The following is an 18,265-nucleotide window of genomic DNA, read 5'->3' as shown; positions in this document are numbered from 1 at the left end:
ATCATTAACAATCTCTCTCAAAAGTCTTGATGATTTTGTGGTCTTTGATCTCGTAGATAATGTCAGCAATATTATCGACCAATTGCTTGTCATGAGATACGAAGATAATAGTTCCTGCATAGGACTTCATCATTGTTTCTAATGCGGCAATACTTTTTAGGTCAAGATAGTTTCCTGGTTCATCCATAAGCAAAATATTATATTTTCCTAAAAGCATTTTGGATAAAAGCAGTTTGATGATTTCACCTCCCGATAAGTCGGATAAGTTTTTTTGAATATCATTCGCTCCGATCCCCATTGAAGCCAATACTGCACGAATTTCCGCAACTGTGTACTCGCACTCTTCCTGCATAAAGGAGAGCACAGATTTATGCGTGTTAAATTTATATCCTGTTTGTGTAAAGTAGCCAATTTCAGCTTTTGGAGATATGGTTAATCCATCAGCACGTTCTGATATCATTTTTAACAAGGACGTTTTCCCTGTTCCATTCGATCCAGTTATAGCGACTTTAGCGCCAAGCGGTATTATAAAGTTAGCGTCATCAAAGATAGTACGGCTACCAAATTTTAAGCTCAGACCATCTGCCGTAATCGGGAACTTATTGTGCAGTTCTAGGGCTGAACTTTGACGAAAACGAATAGAACGCAAATGCTCTGGTGCTTGAATATCTTCTAATGCAGCCAAACGCTTTTCCATACTCTTAGCTGCCTGATACAGTTTTCTTTGCTTGGTGCCAGTCATTTTTGCATGCCCAAGTCGTCCAGCACTTTCGGTAGAGTTTTTGGATTTTTCTCCTTTTTTCTTATTGTCTAATCGATTAGCTTGCTGGCGTTTTTCTTGCACAGCAGATTCTAATCGCTCCCGTTCCTTCATCATCAGCTCATATTCTACGGCTTGGTGTTGTCGCTCTTCTTCTTTTTGACGCAAGTAATCCGAGTAACCACCCCAATATTCCGTAATTTTACCGTCTTTTAACTCCCATATCTTGTCTACAACCATATCAAGAAAATATCGGTCATGACTGATAACAAGTAATGCTCCATCAAATGCTTTAAGTTGACCAATAAGTAGATCTATTCCATTGAGATCAAGGTGGCTGGTTGGTTCATCCGCTAGAATGCCATGTACTTGTTGGGAAAATGCGGCAGCAATTTTTGCACGAGTTTCCTCTCCGCCACTCATTGTGTCGTTTTGTACATTGGAAACACCAAGGCGAGATAACATTGCCCGGTCTTCGACCGTTTCTATTTCGATTCCGCCCAGTTGGCTGATATGTGCAAAATCACCAAAACGCTGTAATGTCGCTTCGGCTAAAACAATTTCGCCATTAAGTACTTTGAGTAAACTACTCTTTCCTGCTCCGTTATCACCCACAAGACCAATACGGTCATAAGAGTGAATTTCCAATTCATCAATATCCAAAACATCACGCCCAGCATAATCCAAGCGTATGTTTCTCGCTTTAATAATTAAACTCATTTTTATTTACTCCTGTTTAGCTCTTGAAATTTTTTATGCAGCAAACAGGATTTAGGTGAAAACAAAAGCTAGCATCACAGTGTCCTCCCAAAAAAAAAGCTATTCATCCACAGGGTGGACAAATAGCTAGTCAATTAAGTTATAACTGGAAACTATGCACTAAAAGCATACTTATAAATTAAGCATACTTTTACTTTATATATCCGCATATATTCTTAAAGACACAACAAAAGCCCACCATTATAAAATAGTGTCACTATGCAAATAGTTGTGTCTTAACGAATGCGGATAGAATGCATAAACTTACCTAAAAAATAAAATTCAGTTTTATGATAACTTTACTGTTAAAAGAAGTCTAGACAACCTTGTTTTATGCTTGGATATAAGGCTTATTTTAGGCACTGTTGCAAAGTTAGCGATGAGGCAGCCTTTTGTCTTATTCAAAGGCCTTACATTTCAAAAACTCTGCTTACCAGGCGCATTTCGCCCAGGGGATCACCATAATAAAATGCTGAGGCCTGGCCTTTGCGTAGTGCACGCATCACCTCAATACCTTTGATGGTGGCGTAAGCCGTCTTCATGGATTTAAATCCCAGCGTGGCGCCGATTATCCGTTTCAGTTTGCCATGATCGCATTCAATCACGTTGTTCCGGTACTTAATCTGTCGGTGTTCAACGTCAGACGGGCACCGGCCTTCGCGTTTGAGCAGAGCAAGCGCGCGACCATAGGCGGGCGCTTTATCCGTGTTGATGAATCGCGGGATCTGCCACTTCTTCACGTTGTTGAGGATTTTACCCAGAAACCGGTATGCAGCTTTGCTGTTACGACGGGAGGAGAGATAAAAATCGACAGTGCGGCCCCGGCTGTCGACGGCCCGGTACAGATACGCCCAGCGGCCATTGACCTTCACGTAGGTTTCATCCATGTGCCACGGGCAAAGATCGGAAGGGTTACGCCAGTACCAGCGCAGCCGTTTTTCCATTTCAGGCGCATAACGCTGAACCCAGCGGTAAATCGTGGAGTGATCGACATTCACTCCGCGTTCAGCCAGCATCTCCTGCAGCTCACGGTAACTGATGCCGTATTTGCAGTACCAGCGTACGGCCCACAGAATGATGTCACGCTGAAAATGCCGGCCTTTGAATGGGTTCATGTGCAGCTCCATCAGCAAAAGGGGATGATAAGTTTATCACCACCGACTATTTGCAACAGTGCCGAATCTGCCTTGTTGTAGCGCGGAACTCAAGTGATATTTGCCTCTTGTGTTTGCATTCGAGCTAATCCGGCAGCACTATTACTCCCAAGGGTTCCAGCAGTTGCTCCTGTTGCCAGGCACAGATCTTGACTCCTTCGAGGTTGACCCGTCTGGGGTCGAGCCCATCCAGATCGGCAAAGGTCAGGTCACAGCCCCGCAGATTGACCTGTTGCCAACAGTCGCGGGAGAAGGTGCCGCGGCTGAGATCTGAGCCCATCAAGGAAGCGCCGCTGAGATTGGCATTGCTCCAGTTGTTTTCAAACAGCTCGCATTTTTCCAGGCATTGGCCACTCAAGTTGGTATAGGCCAGGTTGCAACCTGAGATATAAGCCGAGCAGAAGTACATCTTATGGCTGACTTGATTGTAGAAGCGGGCCCGGGAAAAGTTGGCGCCCTTGAGATCGCACTCCCTGAACTCTATGCCAAAGCAGTTGGCACCGCTGAAGTTGGCCAAAGACAGACGGCAGGCCTTGAAACTGGCATCGCGCAGATCGGCATAGCTGAAGTGACACCCTTCAACGGCGCCGCTTTCAATGAAACTGCAATCCTCGAAACTGGCATCCTGCAGCTGACAGTGGCTGAAGTCACACTGATAAAAGCGGCAGCGGCGAAAACGGCTGTCACTCAAATCCTGGCGTGAGAAATCCTCTTGCTGAAAAACTTTATCAATAATATCCATACGGCTTCCTTTAATCAGGGAGGGTGCTAACGGGTATAGGAAGTATAAACCACCTTTTTGCTCCTCATCCGAAGTATCTTACCTGAAATTCCCTCACTCGTTTACCGCTCAAGCCCCAATTTTAACTGCCGGTCCAGCCTAAACCGCTCTAATAAGGTTCGATTTGGCGGTAAAATCTCTAGCCTGATAGCTCGAGAGATACAAACTGCCCCACCGCCCCGTTTAAAAGTTGGCAGTGTTGAGCAGTGTTGGATTTGGGGTCGTCAGTCAAAGAGACGACTCTGTGATGGATCGAACAGGCTGGGAGTCAGTGGCGGCGCTCGTTCTGGTGGCAGCTCACGCTGCTTGGCGGCATTCGCCTTGGCTGTTTTCTGTTTCAGATGCTTGAGAATCTGCTCAATGACCTTCGGATCTTCGATGCTGGCAATCACTTTGACGTGACCGCCGCAGTGTTCGCAGACTTCAATATCAATATTGAAGACTCGCTTGAGGCGTTGCATCCAGGTCATGGCGCGGTGGCGCTCTGCAGGACTCTTGTCACGCCAGTTAGTATCGAGACCTTCCGATTTGTCGGGCTTCTTGCCCCGCTTGGCGGGTGTTACTTGAACTCGGTGTTTGCTGTTCGGTGCAAAGACGCCGTGGAAGCGTGTGAGGTTGACTCGCGGCTTAGGTACCAACGCAGCGAGTTTGGCGATGAAGTCCAGCGGCTCGAAGATCACATGGGTGGTGCCATTGCGGTACGGAGTTTTGAGCTCGTAACGCACCTGCCCATTGGCGGTTAATGCCAGACGTTTTTCTGAAACCGCTGGCCGACTAATGTAGCGACACAAGCGCTCAAGCTTATCCCGCTGATGCGCTTCGGCCATCACACCGGCGTGTAGCGAGAAACCAGCATGGTTGGCTACTCGACTGCTTGAGTCGGCTTTATCCTCACGCCCTGGCAAGGTTTGCAGGGTGAAGACTTTGCGCCCTTGCTGGGGGCCGACGGCAATGCGATACGTAACCGAAGCACCATGTAATTGAGTCAGCGTATCGTCTTCGCCCTCTTCCAGTGTCAACCACGTATTCTCGGCATCACGCTCCAAAATCCCACGCTTTTCCATGCAGCGAGCGATGCGATGGCTGAGGGTGTGAGCGAGCGTATTCAGCTCATCGTAAGTGGGTGCCTTGACACGATGGAAGCGTTGCTTGCCATAGTCATCTTCGGCATAGACACCATCGAGAAACAGCATGTGGTAGTGGACATTGAGATTTAGCGCGGAGCCAAAGCGTTGGATAAGAGTCACTGAGCCAGTTTGTGCAGAGGCTTTGGTGTAACCGGCTTTTTTGATCAGATGAGTTGAGAGTGTACGATAGACGATACTCAAGACCTGGCCCATCAGCTGGGGATGGCGAGCCAGCAAAAAGCGTAGCTGGAAAGGAAAGCTGAGCACCCACTGGCGAATGGGCTCCTTGGGGAAGACTTCGTCTATCAGCAGCGCCGCACTCTCGGCCATCCGGCGGGCACCGCAGCTAGGGCAAAAGCCGCGTCGTTTACAGCTGAAGGCGACCAGACGCTCGTGATGACAATCCTCGCAGCGAACCCGCATGAAACCATACTCCAGACGGCCACATTGGAGGAGGTCGTTGAATTCTTGTTGGATGTAGCGAGGCAGGTGTTGACCTTGGGCTTCGAGTGAGGCTTTGAAGGCTGGGTAGTGCTGCTCAACCAGCTGGTAGAGCAGCGTCTGGTCGGGTTGGTGGCGTTCGTAACCGTTTGTTTGAGTGGGCGATTGACTCGCCGTGGCGTTCCTTGCCAGCGACATGGGTATCCTCCGCTGATACTGTGGTTATGTACAGTATCAGCGGCTTGCGTTCAGACGTCCAGTCTGGCCCTAGACATCGCTAAATGCTTAACCCGCAATAGCCCTCACGAGTTGTTATCAGCCACTACCGGTTGAGCGAGAAGGTTTTGGGTTCAGGGTGCTATTGCTCCACCAATCACAATACTGAAGCCCCAACTGTTATCAGTTGGGGCTTTTTCTTGTCTGTTTGCGGCGGTTGCGTTTTATCGGTAGTCGTCGAGCTCTGCACCATCCCACATAAGAGCTTAACGGTGCGATCTTCAACGCCATCACACAAAACTTTCTTTTTCACGCACAGTCAACTTATTGGATGTTTTATTAACAACCCAAAAGGAGATATTTAGCGGGCGGCCGGAAGGTGAATGCTAGGCATGATCTAACCCTCGGTCTCTGGCGTCGCGACTGCGAAATTTCGCGAGGGTTTCCGAGAAGGTGATTGCGCTTCGCAGATCTCCAGGCGCGTGGGTGCGGACGTAGTCAGCGCCATTGCCGATCGCGTGAAGTTCCGCCGCAAGGCTCGCTGGACCCAGATCCTTTACAGGAAGGCCAACGGTGGCGCCCAAGAAGGATTTCCGCGACACCGAGACCAATAGCGGAAGCCCCAACGCCGACTTCAGCTTTTGAAGGTTCGACAGCACGTGCAGCGATGTTTCCGGTGCGGGGCTCAAGAAAAATCCCATCCCCGGATCGAGGATGAGCCGGTCGGCAGCGACCCCGCTCCGTCGCAAGGCGGAAACCCGCGCCTCGAAGAACCGCACAATCTCGTCGAGCGCGTCTTCGGGTCGAAGGTGACCGGTGCGGGTGGCGATGCCATCCCGCTGCGCTGAGTGCATAACCACCAGCCTGCAGTCCGCCTCAGCAATATCGGGATAGAGCGCAGGGTCAGGAAATCCTTGGATATCGTTCAGGTAGCCCACGCCGCGCTTGAGCGCATAGCGCTGGGTTTCCGGTTGGAAGCTGTCGATTGAAACACGGTGCATCTGATCGGACAGGGCGTCTAAGAGCGGCGCAATACGTCTGATCTCATCGGCCGGCGATACAGGCCTCGCGTCCGGATGGCTGGCGGCCGGTCCGACATCCACGACGTCTGATCCGACTCGCAGCATTTCGATCGCCGCGGTGACAGCGCCGGCGGGGTCTAGCCGCCGGCTCTCATCGAAGAAGGAGTCCTCGGTGAGATTCAGAATGCCGAACACCGTCACCATGGCGTCGGCCTCCGCAGCGACTTCCACGATGGGGATCGGGCGAGCAAAAAGGCAGCAATTATGAGCCCCATACCTACAAAGCCCCACGCATCAAGCTTTTGCCCATGAAGCAACCAGGCAATGGCTGTAATTATGACGACGCCGAGTCCCGACCAGACTGCATAAGCAACACCGACAGGGATGGATTTCAGAACCAGAGAAAGAAAATAAAATGCGATGCCATAACCGATTATGACAACGGCGGAAGGGGCAAGCTTAGTAAAGCCCTCGCTAGATTTTAATGCGGATGTTGCGATTACTTCGCCAACTATTGCGATAACAAGAAAAAGCCAGCCTTTCATGATATATCTCCCAATTTGTGTAGGGCTTATTATGCACGCTTAAAAATAATAAAAGCAGACTTGACCTGATAGTTTGGCTGTGAGCAATTATGTGCTTAGTGCATCTAACGCTTGAGTTAAGCCGCGCCGCGAAGCGGCGTCGGCTTGAACGAATTGTTAGACATTATTTGCCGACTACCTTGGTGATCTCGCCTTTCACGTAGTGGACAAATTCTTCCAACTGATCTGCGCGCGAGGCCAAGCGATCTTCTTCTTGTCCAAGATAAGCCTGTCTAGCTTCAAGTATGACGGGCTGATACTGGGCCGGCAGGCGCTCCATTGCCCAGTCGGCAGCGACATCCTTCGGCGCGATTTTGCCGGTTACTGCGCTGTACCAAATGCGGGACAACGTAAGCACTACATTTCGCTCATCGCCAGCCCAGTCGGGCGGCGAGTTCCATAGCGTTAAGGTTTCATTTAGCGCCTCAAATAGATCCTGTTCAGGAACCGGATCAAAGAGTTCCTCCGCCGCTGGACCTACCAAGGCAACGCTATGTTCTCTTGCTTTTGTCAGCAAGATAGCCAGATCAATGTCGATCGTGGCTGGCTCGAAGATACCTGCAAGAATGTCATTGCGCTGCCATTCTCCAAATTGCAGTTCGCGCTTAGCTGGATAACGCCACGGAATGATGTCGTCGTGCACAACAATGGTGACTTCTACAGCGCGGAGAATCTCGCTCTCTCCAGGGGAAGCCGAAGTTTCCAAAAGGTCGTTGATCAAAGCTCGCCGCGTTGTTTCATCAAGCCTTACGGTCACCGTAACCAGCAAATCAATATCACTGTGTGGCTTCAGGCCGCCATCCACTGCGGAGCCGTACAAATGTACGGCCAGCAACGTCGGTTCGAGATGGCGCTCGATGACGCCAACTACCTCTGATAGTTGAGTCGATACTTCGGCGATCACCGCTTCCCTCATGATGTTTAACATTTTATTAACCCTTTTGCCAGATTTGGTAACTATAATTTATGTTAGAGGCGAAGTCTTGGGTAAAAACTGGCCTAAAATTGCTGGGGATTTCAGGAAAGTAAACATCACCTTCCGGCTCGATGTCTATTGTAGATATATGTAGTGTATCTACTTGATCGATCAGGCTTTTGTATATCTCCCCACCACCTGAAACAATGACATGATCCGTTATTTTCTTTAGGTTGGTTAAAGCATCTTTAATTGATGGAAAGATCAATACGTTCTCATTGTCAGATGTAAAACTTGAACGTGTTACGACCGCATACTTTCGGTTGGGTAATGCTCCCATTGATTCAAAAGTCTTGCGTCCAACCAACAGCCATTGGTTATAGGTAATAGCTTTAAACAGGAGCTGTTCACCTTTGGCACTCCATGGAATATCAGGGCCATTCCCGATAACTCCATTCTTCGATATAGCTACCATTAGTGATAGTTTCACAATTCTTCCTCAGAGGTTAACATTTTATTGTGCGGCGTCGCAGATTCATTTAGCAACCTTTTTGTCTGCGCAATTACAATTCTCGGAAGCTCGATATTCAGAGGTCCAGCCACACTCCTGAACAATTCGAGACTCCACTTCCACGTTTCATGATAGGCTACACATAGTGCTTTTGGTTCCGCGCTGCCTGTGCATGCCAGGTAGCGATTATACGAGTCCTCCGAGACATCCTTTTCGAGCGCGCGTGAAGGTGTCGGCCAGTGGTCTGTTGCCCCTTCATGGAGGCGAACCAACTTGAGTAAGTTTTCATGTGCTTTGCTGAGCAAAGCCCAGGCGCGAGCATACTCTCCCCGATTTAAAAGATTTGCCCCAAAGAGCATCAGGCTGATGAGGTTCAATACAAGTCCTTCCACCAGCGGCGCGCCTTCACGTTTCGGGGGACTGCCCACGAGAGCACTCGCGTACCTTGACAACTCTCCTGATCGGTCCAACAAAACAGCCTCCTCAAGCGAGGGAAACCACCCGTAGCCTTGCCAAGTGGAAATGACCGGTATGTCCGATTTTCGCATGAAATGGAATTCACCGCGAATGCCGTTTTCAAAAAGCGCGGTGTGGTGGCCGAAGTCATCCGGAAAGTAAGCTGCAACCGGACTTACAGCATTAAGCCACGAGCGCTGATCGAAATTTTCAAAATGATCATCCTGGATGAACACTGCAAATTCGATATCAGAGAACTCGTCACCCTCTCCGATAGCAAATGAGCCGAACATCAGCGCCGCGATTATTCGTGCATCCTCATGGCAAGCTTCCTTGAAGCGTTCGATCATTTTCTGCTGAAGCATTGAAACATCCTTTTGTTGAAGCCACTGATTCTGCGGAAAGGTATACGCAGCTTTTGTTTTATTCTTACGCACAACATTTTATTAGTAAGCATGCTCGTTTTGTCACCCGCTGATGCTTACCGTTAATTAATATAATCACTTGTATTAAATAGACTTTCTTTAAAAATACAAGACACTCTGTTATTACAAATCGTGCATGCCGTCTATCCTGCTTGCACGATGCACATTATCTCACCCAAAGAACTCATAACATTTTAATTTATTTAGCATTAAATTAAAACTCTACCGGTAAACAAGCATCTCTAGGCGTAAAAAACAGGCACTTTTTTAAATCCCAGCTAGAATAGGCTGTATAGGCAGACAGTTGCAAGACAAGGAGCGTTTTATGTCTAACAGTCCATTTTTAAATTCTATACGCACGGATATGCGACAAAAAGGTTATGCGCTGAAAACTGAAAAAACTTACCTGCACTGGATTAAGCGTTTTATTCTGTTTCACAAAAAACGTCATCCTCAGACCATGGGCAGTGAAGAGGTCAGGCTGTTTTTATCCAGCTTAGCAAACAGCAGACATGTAGCCATAAACACGCAGAAAATCGCTTTAAATGCCCTAGCTTTTTTGTACAACAGGTTTTTACAACAGCCGTTGGGCGATATTGATTATATCCCTGCAAGCAAGCCTAGACGGCTACCCTCTGTTATCTCTGCAAATGAAGTGCAACGCATTTTGCAGGTTATGGATACTCGCAACCAAGTTATTTTTACGCTGCTGTATGGTGCAGGTTTGCGCATTAATGAATGCTTGCGTTTGCGGGTTAAAGATTTTGATTTTGATAATGGCTGCATCACTGTGCATGACGGTAAGGGTGGGAAAAGCAGAAACAGCCTACTGCCCACGCGCCTAATCCCAGCAATAAAATAACTCATTGAGCAAGCGCGGCTTATTCAGCAAGACGACAACTTACAAGGCGTAGGGCCATCGCTGCCTTTTGCTTTAGATCACAAATACCCTTCTGCTTATCGACAAGCGGCGTGGATGTTTGTCTTTCCCTCCAGCACGCTCTGCAACCACCCGTATAACGGCAAATTATGCCGCCATCATCTGCATGACTCCGTTGCGCGAAAGGCATTGAAGGCAGCCGTACAAAAAGCAGGCATCGTTAGCAAGCGTGTCACTTGTCATACATTTCGTCACTCGTTTGCTACGCATCTATTACAAGCGGGGCGTGATATTCGCACTGTGCAAGAACTCTTAGGGCATAACGATGTTAAGACCACGCAAATCTATACGCATGTGTTGGGTCAGCATTTTGCCGGCACCACCAGTCCTGCGGATGGACTGATGCTACTTATCAATCAGTAAAAGTAGATAAATATCTTTATGTAGCCCTGAGTAGCCCCTGATACTTTTTATGGTGAAAAAGATAAACAATCATAGAGGGGATAAATATGAGCCAGTTCTACCATTGTTCAGATAAGTTTAAGCAAGATACTGTCAATCACAGTGACCATTCATGGTCATTACACTTCCTCCAGTTGCCAGACAATGCCTAACATAAAAACGCAAAAGCCCAAAAGTCAGAGCTTAGGTGTTCTAGGCGTTTTCTAAGCGCTGAAGAAATACGTCTTACCGTAGATTGCGTGCGTTTCTGAAGCACATTTTCCTTATACATGGCTTTATCCCAGGCAGCTTCATCAAGCTCTTGGAGTAACAAGCCAGTAATAATGCGACACTCTCGGGTTTGTAGCGAGCCGCTGGTGAGATCGGAGTTATAGCGGAAAGGGGTCATTTGTAATTATTTGTGGGTGGAGGATAGTTAACTTATTATTGTAGTTGGAAGAGGCTGCTTTCCAAACATTAGCACCTCGTAATGCTTGTTACTGTATATTAATTTATGCTCTTAGCGCATGTTAATGGGCTATTACAATGCATAATGTCCACATCAAGATAACTGTGGCTTAACACCTGTACAAGCGAAAAAAATCAATCACCTGTCCGGAAATACGGGATCACTGTAAAGTGTTGGTGAGGCAGTCTAGGAGGGGGATTTAATTTGGGATACTGATGAAAGGATTATGATCAGTTGGATATAGGATCGTACTAAGCTGAGCGGCAGGTTAGCTAGATTAGTTAACCAGATAAGTGAAATCTAGTTCCAAACTATTTTGTCATTTTTAATTTTCGTATTAGCTTACGACGCTACACCCAGTTCCCATCTATTTTGTCACTCTTCCCTAAATAATCCTTAAAAACTCCATTTCCACCCCTCCCAGTTCCCAACTATTTTGTCCGCCCACAACAACAGCTACGACAAATCATACTGAAGCCCCACATTTAATCGAAACCAATAGCCAATATGGCAAGCTTAAACTTTACGGTGATGTCGAATTTAATACTGATATTGCTAGTAAAAAAGGGCAACTGACCTCAGTAAATACTCAGGCAGGAAAAGATAAAGATTTTGGTGATTATGATAAATGGGGAATTAATGGCCGTATTCTAATTGGACTTGATGGTGAGCGTTCTTTAAAGAATAACAACTATGCAGGCTTCTCCGTTCAACCACTCGCTAATATTAATGGACAAATTGGTTTAGATGATGCCAAATTCTACTTTGGTAAAAAAGAGAGTTGGCAAATAAAATTAGGCCGCTATGAAGCCTACGATATGTTCCCATTAAATCAAGATACCTTTATTGAGTATTCAGGTAATACCGCGAATGATACCTATAGTGATGGCTTTGGCTATATCTATATGATGAAAGAGGGCCGAGGAAGAAGCAATAGTGGCGGCAGCATGATGTTTAATACTAAATACGATAATTGGTATTTTGAAACAAATCTATTAATCGAAGATGGCACCAGTATCTTTACCGATGGCGAATACCATGGGCGAAAACAAATCAATAAGAAAAATGTTATCTATGTTCGACCTGTGATCGCTTGGAATAAAGACAACTTTAAAGTAGCCGCCGCCATTGAAAGTAATGTTATTAAAAATGCTTATGGTTATGAAGATAAAAATACAGGTGAGTTTAAAAACCAATCTAAGCGTAATGGATATGGTTTAACTCTAGGTTGGAATAGCTTAAAAGATGATCCAACAAATGGTATCGACGTAAACTGGAGTACGGCTTATTTAGATGCTAGCAATGAAACAGATTTTACTACTGGTGCCAATATTTTATGGCGCCGCTTGCAGCTGGGTTATATTTACGCTCATAATGATATCAAGTCCTACGCATTAAATTATGATAGTGACATCGATAATGAAGTTATTTTTGGTCCAGGAAAATATGATATTCACACTTTATATACTTCATATGAGTTACCAAACATACTTGATATGGATAATTTTAAAATTTATATCGGCGCTTACTACTCTGTAATTGATGGAAAAGATATCGAAGTGAAAAATAGCGATAAAGATCGTTATGGCTCCAGAGTCAGATTTAAATACTTATTCTAAAAATTGAATTAAACATTGAGTGGCTGATTTATCAGGTCAGCCACTCAAGCTATTTGCAGTAACTTACCCTTCATGAAGCCCACATTCGCGTTTAAGACCGAAAAAGCGGGTCTCTTCTTCACTCATACCAGGCTCCCATTTACGAGTGGTATGTGTATCACCAACAGATAAATACCCTTGCTCCCAAAGAGGGTGATAAGGCAAATCATATTTGGTCAGATATTCATGTACTTGGCGATTATTCCAATCAACCACTGGTAATATTTTAAATACCCCTTTACCGATACTCAGTACGGGCAGCGTGGCACGACTCTTCGATTGCTCTCTACGCAGCCCCGAGAACCAACTTTGCGCTTTTAACTCCCGCAAAGCTCGATTCATCGGTTCAACCTTATTAATTTGATTGTATAGATCTATCCCCTCAGTTCCTTGTTCCCATAATTTGCCATAAATAGCTTCCTGCCACGCTGGAGATAATGGGGAGCGATAAACTTGCAAATTCAAATGGAGTTCATCTTTTAACTCTTCAATGAAGATGTAAGTCTCAGGAAAAAGATACCCAGTATCCGTTAAAATAACAGGAATATCGGGCATCACTTGTGTCACCATATGTAGCATGAGCGCCGCTTGTATGCCAAAACTGGATGACAATACAAATTTAGCGGGCAAATTATCTAATGCCCACTCGATTCGCTCAATAGCACTCAGTTTTTCCAATTGCACATTCAATACTGATAAATATTCAGTTTGTTGCGCTTTACCTAATTTAAGTACCTCAGCAAGCTCAAGTTGACTCATACCGCCTCCCTCACTTCATAAAAATCGATAGCTGAATTCAGTACTGGTTTCACTACATTAGCACGAATTAAGTAGTCGCCAAAACCTTCCTGATCTTCCCGCTCTTTTGCCCAACGACCAATCAAATTGTCTAAGATAGCTAAAATTTCCGCCGAACTAATATTTTCTCGATACATGCGCGGAATTCGAGTACCGATACGATTACCACCTAAATGTAAGTTATATCGGTCAATCGCTTTACCTACCAATCCAACTTCCGCCAGCATAGCTCGACCACAGCCATTTGGGCAACCTGTCACACGTAATACAATATGCTCGTTACCGATGCCGTGTGACGACATGATTTTTTCTACTTCACTGACAAATTCAGGTAAGAAGCGCTCTGCTTCCGCCATTGCTAATGGGCAGGTAGGGAAAGAAACACAAGCCATTGAGTTCTCACGCTGCAATGTCACCTCATCACTGATCAAGCCATGTTCACGTGCAATCGCTTCAATGCGCTCTTTTTCCGATTCAGGCACTCCCGCAACTATCAGGTTTTGATTCGCCGTTAAGCGAAAGTCTCCCTGATGAATTTTAGCTATTTCTGCAACACCTGTTTTTAGTGGTTTATTAGGAAAATCGATTAAACGACCATTTTCAATAAATAACGTGAGATGCCAACGATCGTCTATCCCTTTTAACCAACCAATTTGATCACCACGTTGAGTAAACGCATAATGCCGAACTGGCTCGAAGGTCACCCCAGAGCGTCTTTCAACTTCTTGTTTAAATGTTTCAACACCAACACGTTCCAGCGTGTATTTTGTTTTAGCATTTTTACGTTCTGTCCGATTCCCCCAATCACGTTGAGTTGTCACGATAGCTTCTGCAATCGCCAGCGTATCTTTCAAATAAATAAACCCAAACTCACTGGCTAATCGAGGGTAAGTCGCCGTGTCACCGTGAGTCATCGCAAGACCACCGCCCACTAACACGTTAAAGCCAATTAACTCCCCATCTTGAGCAATCGCTACAAAGTTCATGTCATTGGCGTGTAAATCGACATCATTTAATGGCGGTATCACTACCGATGTTTTGAATTTACGAGGCAAATAGGTTTTCCCTAATATTGGCTCTTCATCCGTTGTTGCCACCTTTTCTTTATCAAGCCAAATTTCTGCATAAGCATTTGTTCGCGGCAGTAAATGCTCCGATATTTTTTTCGCCCATTCATAAGCTTGTTGATGTAGCTCAGATTGAACGGGGTTAGAGGTACAAAGCACATTACGGTTCACATCGTTTGCCGTCGCTAATGCGTCAAGCCCCACATGATGTAACATTTGGTGTGCAGGCTTCACATCTCCCTTTAAAATACCGTGGAACTGGAAGGTTTGTCGGTTAGTGATACGCACGCTGCCATACAGCGTATGTTCTGATGCGAATCTATCGATATCTAACCACTGTTTAGGCGTAATGATGCCCCCGGGCAACCGGCAACGAAGCATCATCGCATGGCGGGGTTCTAATTTTTGTTCAGCGCGCTCCGCTCGGATATCACGATCATCTTGTTGATACATCCCATGGAAACGAATTAGTAGGAAATTATCCCCTTCAAATCCGCCACTTAATCCATTTTTGAGATCTTCTTTGATAGTTCCACGTAGATAATTACTCTCGTTTTTCATCCGTTCACTATCAGCCAGTTTGCCTTCTACGACCAAAGGCCCGTATTTTTTATCACTCATTAGTAGACATCCCTCTGATAACGGCGCTCCACGCGCAGCTCACTTAAAAATTCATCTGCCGATTCGCTATCCATGTTTCCGTATTGACTGATAATCTCCAGCAACACCTGCTCCACATCCCGAGCCATGTGATTCGCATCACCGCAGACATAGATATGTGCCCCTTCTTCAATCCAGTGCCAAACTTCCTCACCTTGTTCACGCAACTTATCTTGCACATACACTTTTTGTGCTTGATCTCGGGACCAAGCCAATGAAATATTGGTCAACAAACCTTCTTTGACATAGCGTTGCCATTCCACTTGGTAGAGAAAATCTTCAACAAAATGTGGATTACCAAAAAACAACCAGTTCTTACCAGTCGCTTCCTCATTATCGCGTTGCTGCATAAATGCACGGAACGGTGCGATGCCAGTACCGGGGCCTATCATGATGACAGGTTTTGTACTGTCGTCTGGAAGACGGAAGTTATCATTGTGTTCAATAAAAATACGCAGTTCATCACCTTCTTTTAGGCGATCAGCCAAAAAGCCAGAAGCACCACCTGTACGAGCACGACCATCAATGTCATAACGTATAACGCCAACAGTAATATGCACTTCATCTTCTGTTTCCGCCTGTGAAGATGCGATTGAATACAACCGTGGGGTCAATGGTCGAAGAAGCTCAACAAACTCTTGAGCGGTAGGCTGAGCGGCAGCTTGTCTCACCATATCAACAATGGGAGTATTTTGTGCATAGTGCAAAAGTGCCTGCTTATCACTTATTAACCCCAATAAAGTCTCGTCTTTTGACAAGTTGGCATATTTTTCAACAATAAGAGGGGTGTTTTGTGTCAATTCTAAATGGTGAGTCAGTGCATCACGTAGTGTGTATGATTGTTCAGCCACTTGAACCTTTTCATCACCGGTTAACCATAATAAACTGACAAGCTCCTCAACAAGAGCAGGATCATTATCAAACCACACCCCAAGCGCATCACCAGGCTGATAGCGTAACCCTGAATCCCCCAAATCAATCTCAATATGGCGAACATCTTTTAGTGATCCACGCCCTGTGATCTTCTGATTGACCGATAAAGATGCGGTAAGTGGCGACGTCTTAGTGTAAGGTGATGAATGAATTTCATCTACGCTCCCTACCTGAGCCGCAACAAGTTGATGAGTACTTTGCGTTGGCACTCGCGCTTTAAGTAATTGGCTCAGTTCCTCAATCCATGCATCTGCAATTGCTTGATACTCTACATCGGCATCGATACGTGCAAGTAATGGCTTGGCGCCTAATTGAGCCAGCTGCGTATCAAAATCTTTACCAGCTTGACAGAATTTCTCATAGGAAGAGTCGCCTAATGCGAAAACAGCGTATGCCGTTTCATTCAGGCTTGGAGCCTTTTTGGAGTGCAAGTATTTATATAATGCAACCGCCTCCTCAGCAGGCTCGCCTTCTCCTTGTGTTGATGCAACTATCACCAATATTTTTTCTTGCGCGATCTGCTTAAATTTATAATCTCCTGCATTCACTAAATTCACATTGAGCTTTTCGCTGAGCAACTTTTCTCTAAGTTGTTCAGATAAACGGCGCGCGTTGCCAGTTTGTGAAGCAGAAATGATTGTAATCGTTTCGTCCTGTGGCACGGGAGCACTCACAGGTGTGCTAGTCACTGTATTTTGGTTTACCATTCCCCACAAATATCCAGACAACCAAGCTAATTGGTGAGATGAAAAATCATCCACGGCTGTCTGTAAGCGTGCAAGTTGCTCCATAGATATTGGCAATGCCGAAATTGGAGACTGTTTTTTTGTCATTATCTTATAACCCCAGAGTTGCTCATCATAAATTACTACCCCGATAGTTTGTCAGGTTATAACACCCTTTCGTAACGGGATAAGAAACGATCGCCATAACTAATAGCTAAAAAGCCTAATGAAAATAGTTAGTGAATCATACTCATAAAAATGGTTAGTGATAATTCGACAAAATAAGATGCTCGGAGTACAAATTACAGTAGAATACGCTGCATTTCGATTTATAAGGAGTTAGTTATGAGAACAAGCATCTATAAAGATTTTCATTTTGAAGCGGCACACAAACTTCCCTATGTACCTGAAGGTCATAAATGCGGTCGCCTCCATGGCCATTCTTTCATGGTAAGATTAGAGCTGACAGGCGAAGTCGAGGAAAAAAGTGGATGGCTTATCGATTTTAGTGATGTCAAAAAAGCATTTAAGCCAATTTTAGATCAACTCGACCATTATTACTTAAATGATATTGAAGGCCTCGAAAATCCAACCAGCGAGGTGCTGGCAAGCTGGATTTGGCATAAAACCAAACCCCTCTTACCATTACTCAGTGCCGTGACAGTGAAAGAAACCTGTAATGCTGGCTGTATTTACCGCGGCGAATAGACACTTTCTGGTATGCCGTGTTCAACGCGGCACATCAGGCGATATTAAGATATTTATGGGTTTGAATAGAAAGACGCCAATTTCGCGCAATACACGTATCGATACATAACTTGGTTGCTAAGCTTTTTTGGCTAATAGGCTGTAATGCAACAACTGGCGCATGTTTTTCGGTTCGTTTTGCCAACAATTTATCCAACTCTTCAATGTCTTTTTCACGCGCAACAGGGTGCTTGATTTCATTTGCTCGGTTAATTGATTCCGTAAGCACCTGTAATCCCCCTTTCATCCCCACTTTTGGTGATACCGTTACCCATGTTTTATCTGAGCATTGAATAGGATAAGTGCCACTCGTTTCAATTTGGCACTGATAGCCTTGATTTTCTAACTCACACGTTAAAGGAAGCAGATCGTAAATACACGGCTCTCCCCCTGTGATAACAATATGTTTAGCTGTATACCCTTGTTTTTTCATGAGGTTGATTAATTCATGACTATCCGCCAGCGCCCATGTATCTGTATCAACGGTTTTTAGTGCAATATCACCAAGTGTTGTTGCTTTGCTCTCTTCTTTCTCCCAAGTATGTTTGGTGTCGCACCAACTGCAACCCACTGGGCAGCCTTGCAAGCGAATAAAAACAGCAGGAACACCGGTGAACACACCTTCACCTTGTAATGTTTGAAAAATTTCATTGATTGGGTAATTCATCGCACTCTCTGGCATTGTCATCTTAATACGTATTATATCGCAGATATCTATCCGCGGTTAACCCACTT

General features: G+C 45.5%; 15 protein-coding genes and 2 pseudogenes. 3 read left to right on the top strand and 14 right to left on the bottom strand.

The features are described from left to right. Nucleotides 1-4: 4 nt before the first annotated feature. The 9 genes from msr(E) to lnu(F) all read right to left on the bottom strand — a co-directional run bounded on the left by msr(E) (nt 5) and on the right by lnu(F) (nt 9,092). Nucleotides 5-1,480 (bottom strand): ABC-F type ribosomal protection protein Msr(E), encoded by a 1,476-nt coding sequence (gene msr(E), locus I3B46_RS04825; RefSeq protein WP_000052512.1) that lies wholly within the window; start codon nt 1,478-1,480, stop codon nt 5-7. Between the two features lie 449 nt (nt 1,481-1,929). Further along, nucleotides 1,930-2,634 carry an IS6-like element IS26 family transposase gene (locus I3B46_RS04820; RefSeq protein ID WP_001067855.1) on the bottom strand — a complete coding sequence of 235 codons (705 nt, stop codon included), beginning with the start codon at nt 2,632-2,634 and terminating at the stop codon, nt 1,930-1,932. A 124-nt stretch (nt 2,635-2,758) separates the two neighbouring features. Further along, nucleotides 2,759-3,415, bottom strand: coding sequence for a quinolone resistance pentapeptide repeat protein QnrA1 (locus I3B46_RS04815; RefSeq protein ID WP_012579084.1), 657 nt, complete (start codon nt 3,413-3,415; stop codon nt 2,759-2,761). Nucleotides 3,416-3,678: 263 nt separating this feature from the next. Next, nucleotides 3,679-5,220: an IS91-like element ISCR1 family transposase gene (locus tag I3B46_RS04810; protein WP_000050481.1), complete on the bottom strand. Its 1,542-nt coding sequence runs from the start codon at nt 5,218-5,220 to the stop codon at nt 3,679-3,681. Nucleotides 5,221-5,624: 404 nt separating this feature from the next. Further along, on the bottom strand, nt 5,625-6,464 hold the full coding sequence (sul1, locus tag I3B46_RS04805) for a sulfonamide-resistant dihydropteroate synthase Sul1 (protein WP_000259031.1): 840 nt from the start codon (nt 6,462-6,464) through the stop codon (nt 5,625-5,627). Beyond that, nucleotides 6,458-6,805 (bottom strand): quaternary ammonium compound efflux SMR transporter QacE delta 1, encoded by a 348-nt coding sequence (locus tag I3B46_RS04800; protein ID WP_000679427.1) that lies wholly within the window; start codon nt 6,803-6,805, stop codon nt 6,458-6,460. The genes sul1 and I3B46_RS04800 overlap by 7 nt, the downstream gene beginning before the upstream one ends. Nucleotides 6,806-6,968: 163 nt before the next feature. Beyond that, nucleotides 6,969-7,760, bottom strand: a complete 792-nt coding sequence (gene aadA1, locus I3B46_RS04795) for an ANT(3'')-Ia family aminoglycoside nucleotidyltransferase AadA1 (protein WP_001206316.1) — start codon at nt 7,758-7,760, stop codon at nt 6,969-6,971. A 16-nt stretch (nt 7,761-7,776) separates the two neighbouring features. After that, a complete protein-coding gene (dfrA1, locus tag I3B46_RS04790) occupies nt 7,777-8,250 on the bottom strand; it encodes a trimethoprim-resistant dihydrofolate reductase DfrA1 (protein WP_000777554.1) in 474 nt (157 codons plus the stop codon). After that, nucleotides 8,247-9,092, bottom strand: a complete 846-nt coding sequence (gene lnu(F), locus I3B46_RS04785; RefSeq protein WP_070342364.1) for a lincosamide nucleotidyltransferase Lnu(F) — start codon at nt 9,090-9,092, stop codon at nt 8,247-8,249. Before lnu(F) ends, dfrA1 begins: the two co-directional genes overlap by 4 nt. A gap of 385 nt (nt 9,093-9,477) precedes the next feature. On the opposite strand from lnu(F), the pseudogene intI2 reads away from it, so the two are divergent. Beyond that, nucleotides 9,478-10,455 (top strand): annotated as a pseudogene (gene intI2, locus I3B46_RS04780) (class 2 integron integrase IntI2). Nucleotides 10,456-10,642: 187 nt separating this feature from the next. Here the strand turns inward: intI2 and I3B46_RS04775 are convergent. Then, nucleotides 10,643-10,882, bottom strand: coding sequence for a BrxA family protein (locus I3B46_RS04775; protein WP_001353740.1), 240 nt, complete (start codon nt 10,880-10,882; stop codon nt 10,643-10,645). Between the two features lie 542 nt (nt 10,883-11,424). Between I3B46_RS04775 and I3B46_RS04770 the strand changes: the two are divergent. Then, nucleotides 11,425-12,561 (top strand): annotated as a pseudogene (locus tag I3B46_RS04770) (carbohydrate porin); the annotation flags it as partial. Between the two features lie 63 nt (nt 12,562-12,624). Here I3B46_RS04770 and I3B46_RS04765 read toward each other — a convergent pair. From I3B46_RS04765 to cysJ, 3 genes are read right to left on the bottom strand one after another with little or no spacing between them, the layout of a single operon-like run. Further along, nucleotides 12,625-13,359: a phosphoadenylyl-sulfate reductase gene (locus tag I3B46_RS04765; RefSeq protein WP_104872921.1), complete on the bottom strand. Its 735-nt coding sequence runs from the start codon at nt 13,357-13,359 to the stop codon at nt 12,625-12,627. After that, nucleotides 13,356-15,086: an assimilatory sulfite reductase (NADPH) hemoprotein subunit gene (cysI, locus tag I3B46_RS04760; RefSeq protein ID WP_104872922.1), complete on the bottom strand. Its 1,731-nt coding sequence runs from the start codon at nt 15,084-15,086 to the stop codon at nt 13,356-13,358. The genes I3B46_RS04765 and cysI overlap by 4 nt, the downstream gene beginning before the upstream one ends. Continuing rightward, complete coding sequence (gene cysJ / locus I3B46_RS04755) at nt 15,086-16,891, bottom strand: NADPH-dependent assimilatory sulfite reductase flavoprotein subunit (RefSeq protein ID WP_104872923.1); 1,806 nt, start codon at nt 16,889-16,891, stop codon at nt 15,086-15,088. The genes cysI and cysJ overlap by 1 nt, the downstream gene beginning before the upstream one ends. Nucleotides 16,892-17,128: 237 nt before the next feature. Here cysJ and queD point away from each other — a divergent pair, with 237 nt between their 5' ends. After that, nucleotides 17,129-17,491, top strand: a complete 363-nt coding sequence (gene queD, locus I3B46_RS04750; protein WP_004922942.1) for a 6-carboxytetrahydropterin synthase QueD — start codon at nt 17,129-17,131, stop codon at nt 17,489-17,491. A gap of 34 nt (nt 17,492-17,525) precedes the next feature. On the opposite strand, the gene queE is transcribed toward queD, so the two are convergent. Beyond that, nucleotides 17,526-18,197: a 7-carboxy-7-deazaguanine synthase QueE gene (gene queE / locus I3B46_RS04745; RefSeq protein WP_014656642.1), complete on the bottom strand. Its 672-nt coding sequence runs from the start codon at nt 18,195-18,197 to the stop codon at nt 17,526-17,528. Nucleotides 18,198-18,265: the final 68 nt, after the last annotated feature.

Origin of the sequence: Providencia sp. 2.29 (assembly GCF_015832305.1) — a bacterium.
Lineage (GTDB): Bacteria > Pseudomonadota > Gammaproteobacteria > Enterobacterales > Enterobacteriaceae > Providencia > Providencia stuartii.
The sequence above is the reverse complement of the archived record's forward strand: the minus strand, read 5'-3'. Positions and strand labels throughout refer to the sequence as shown.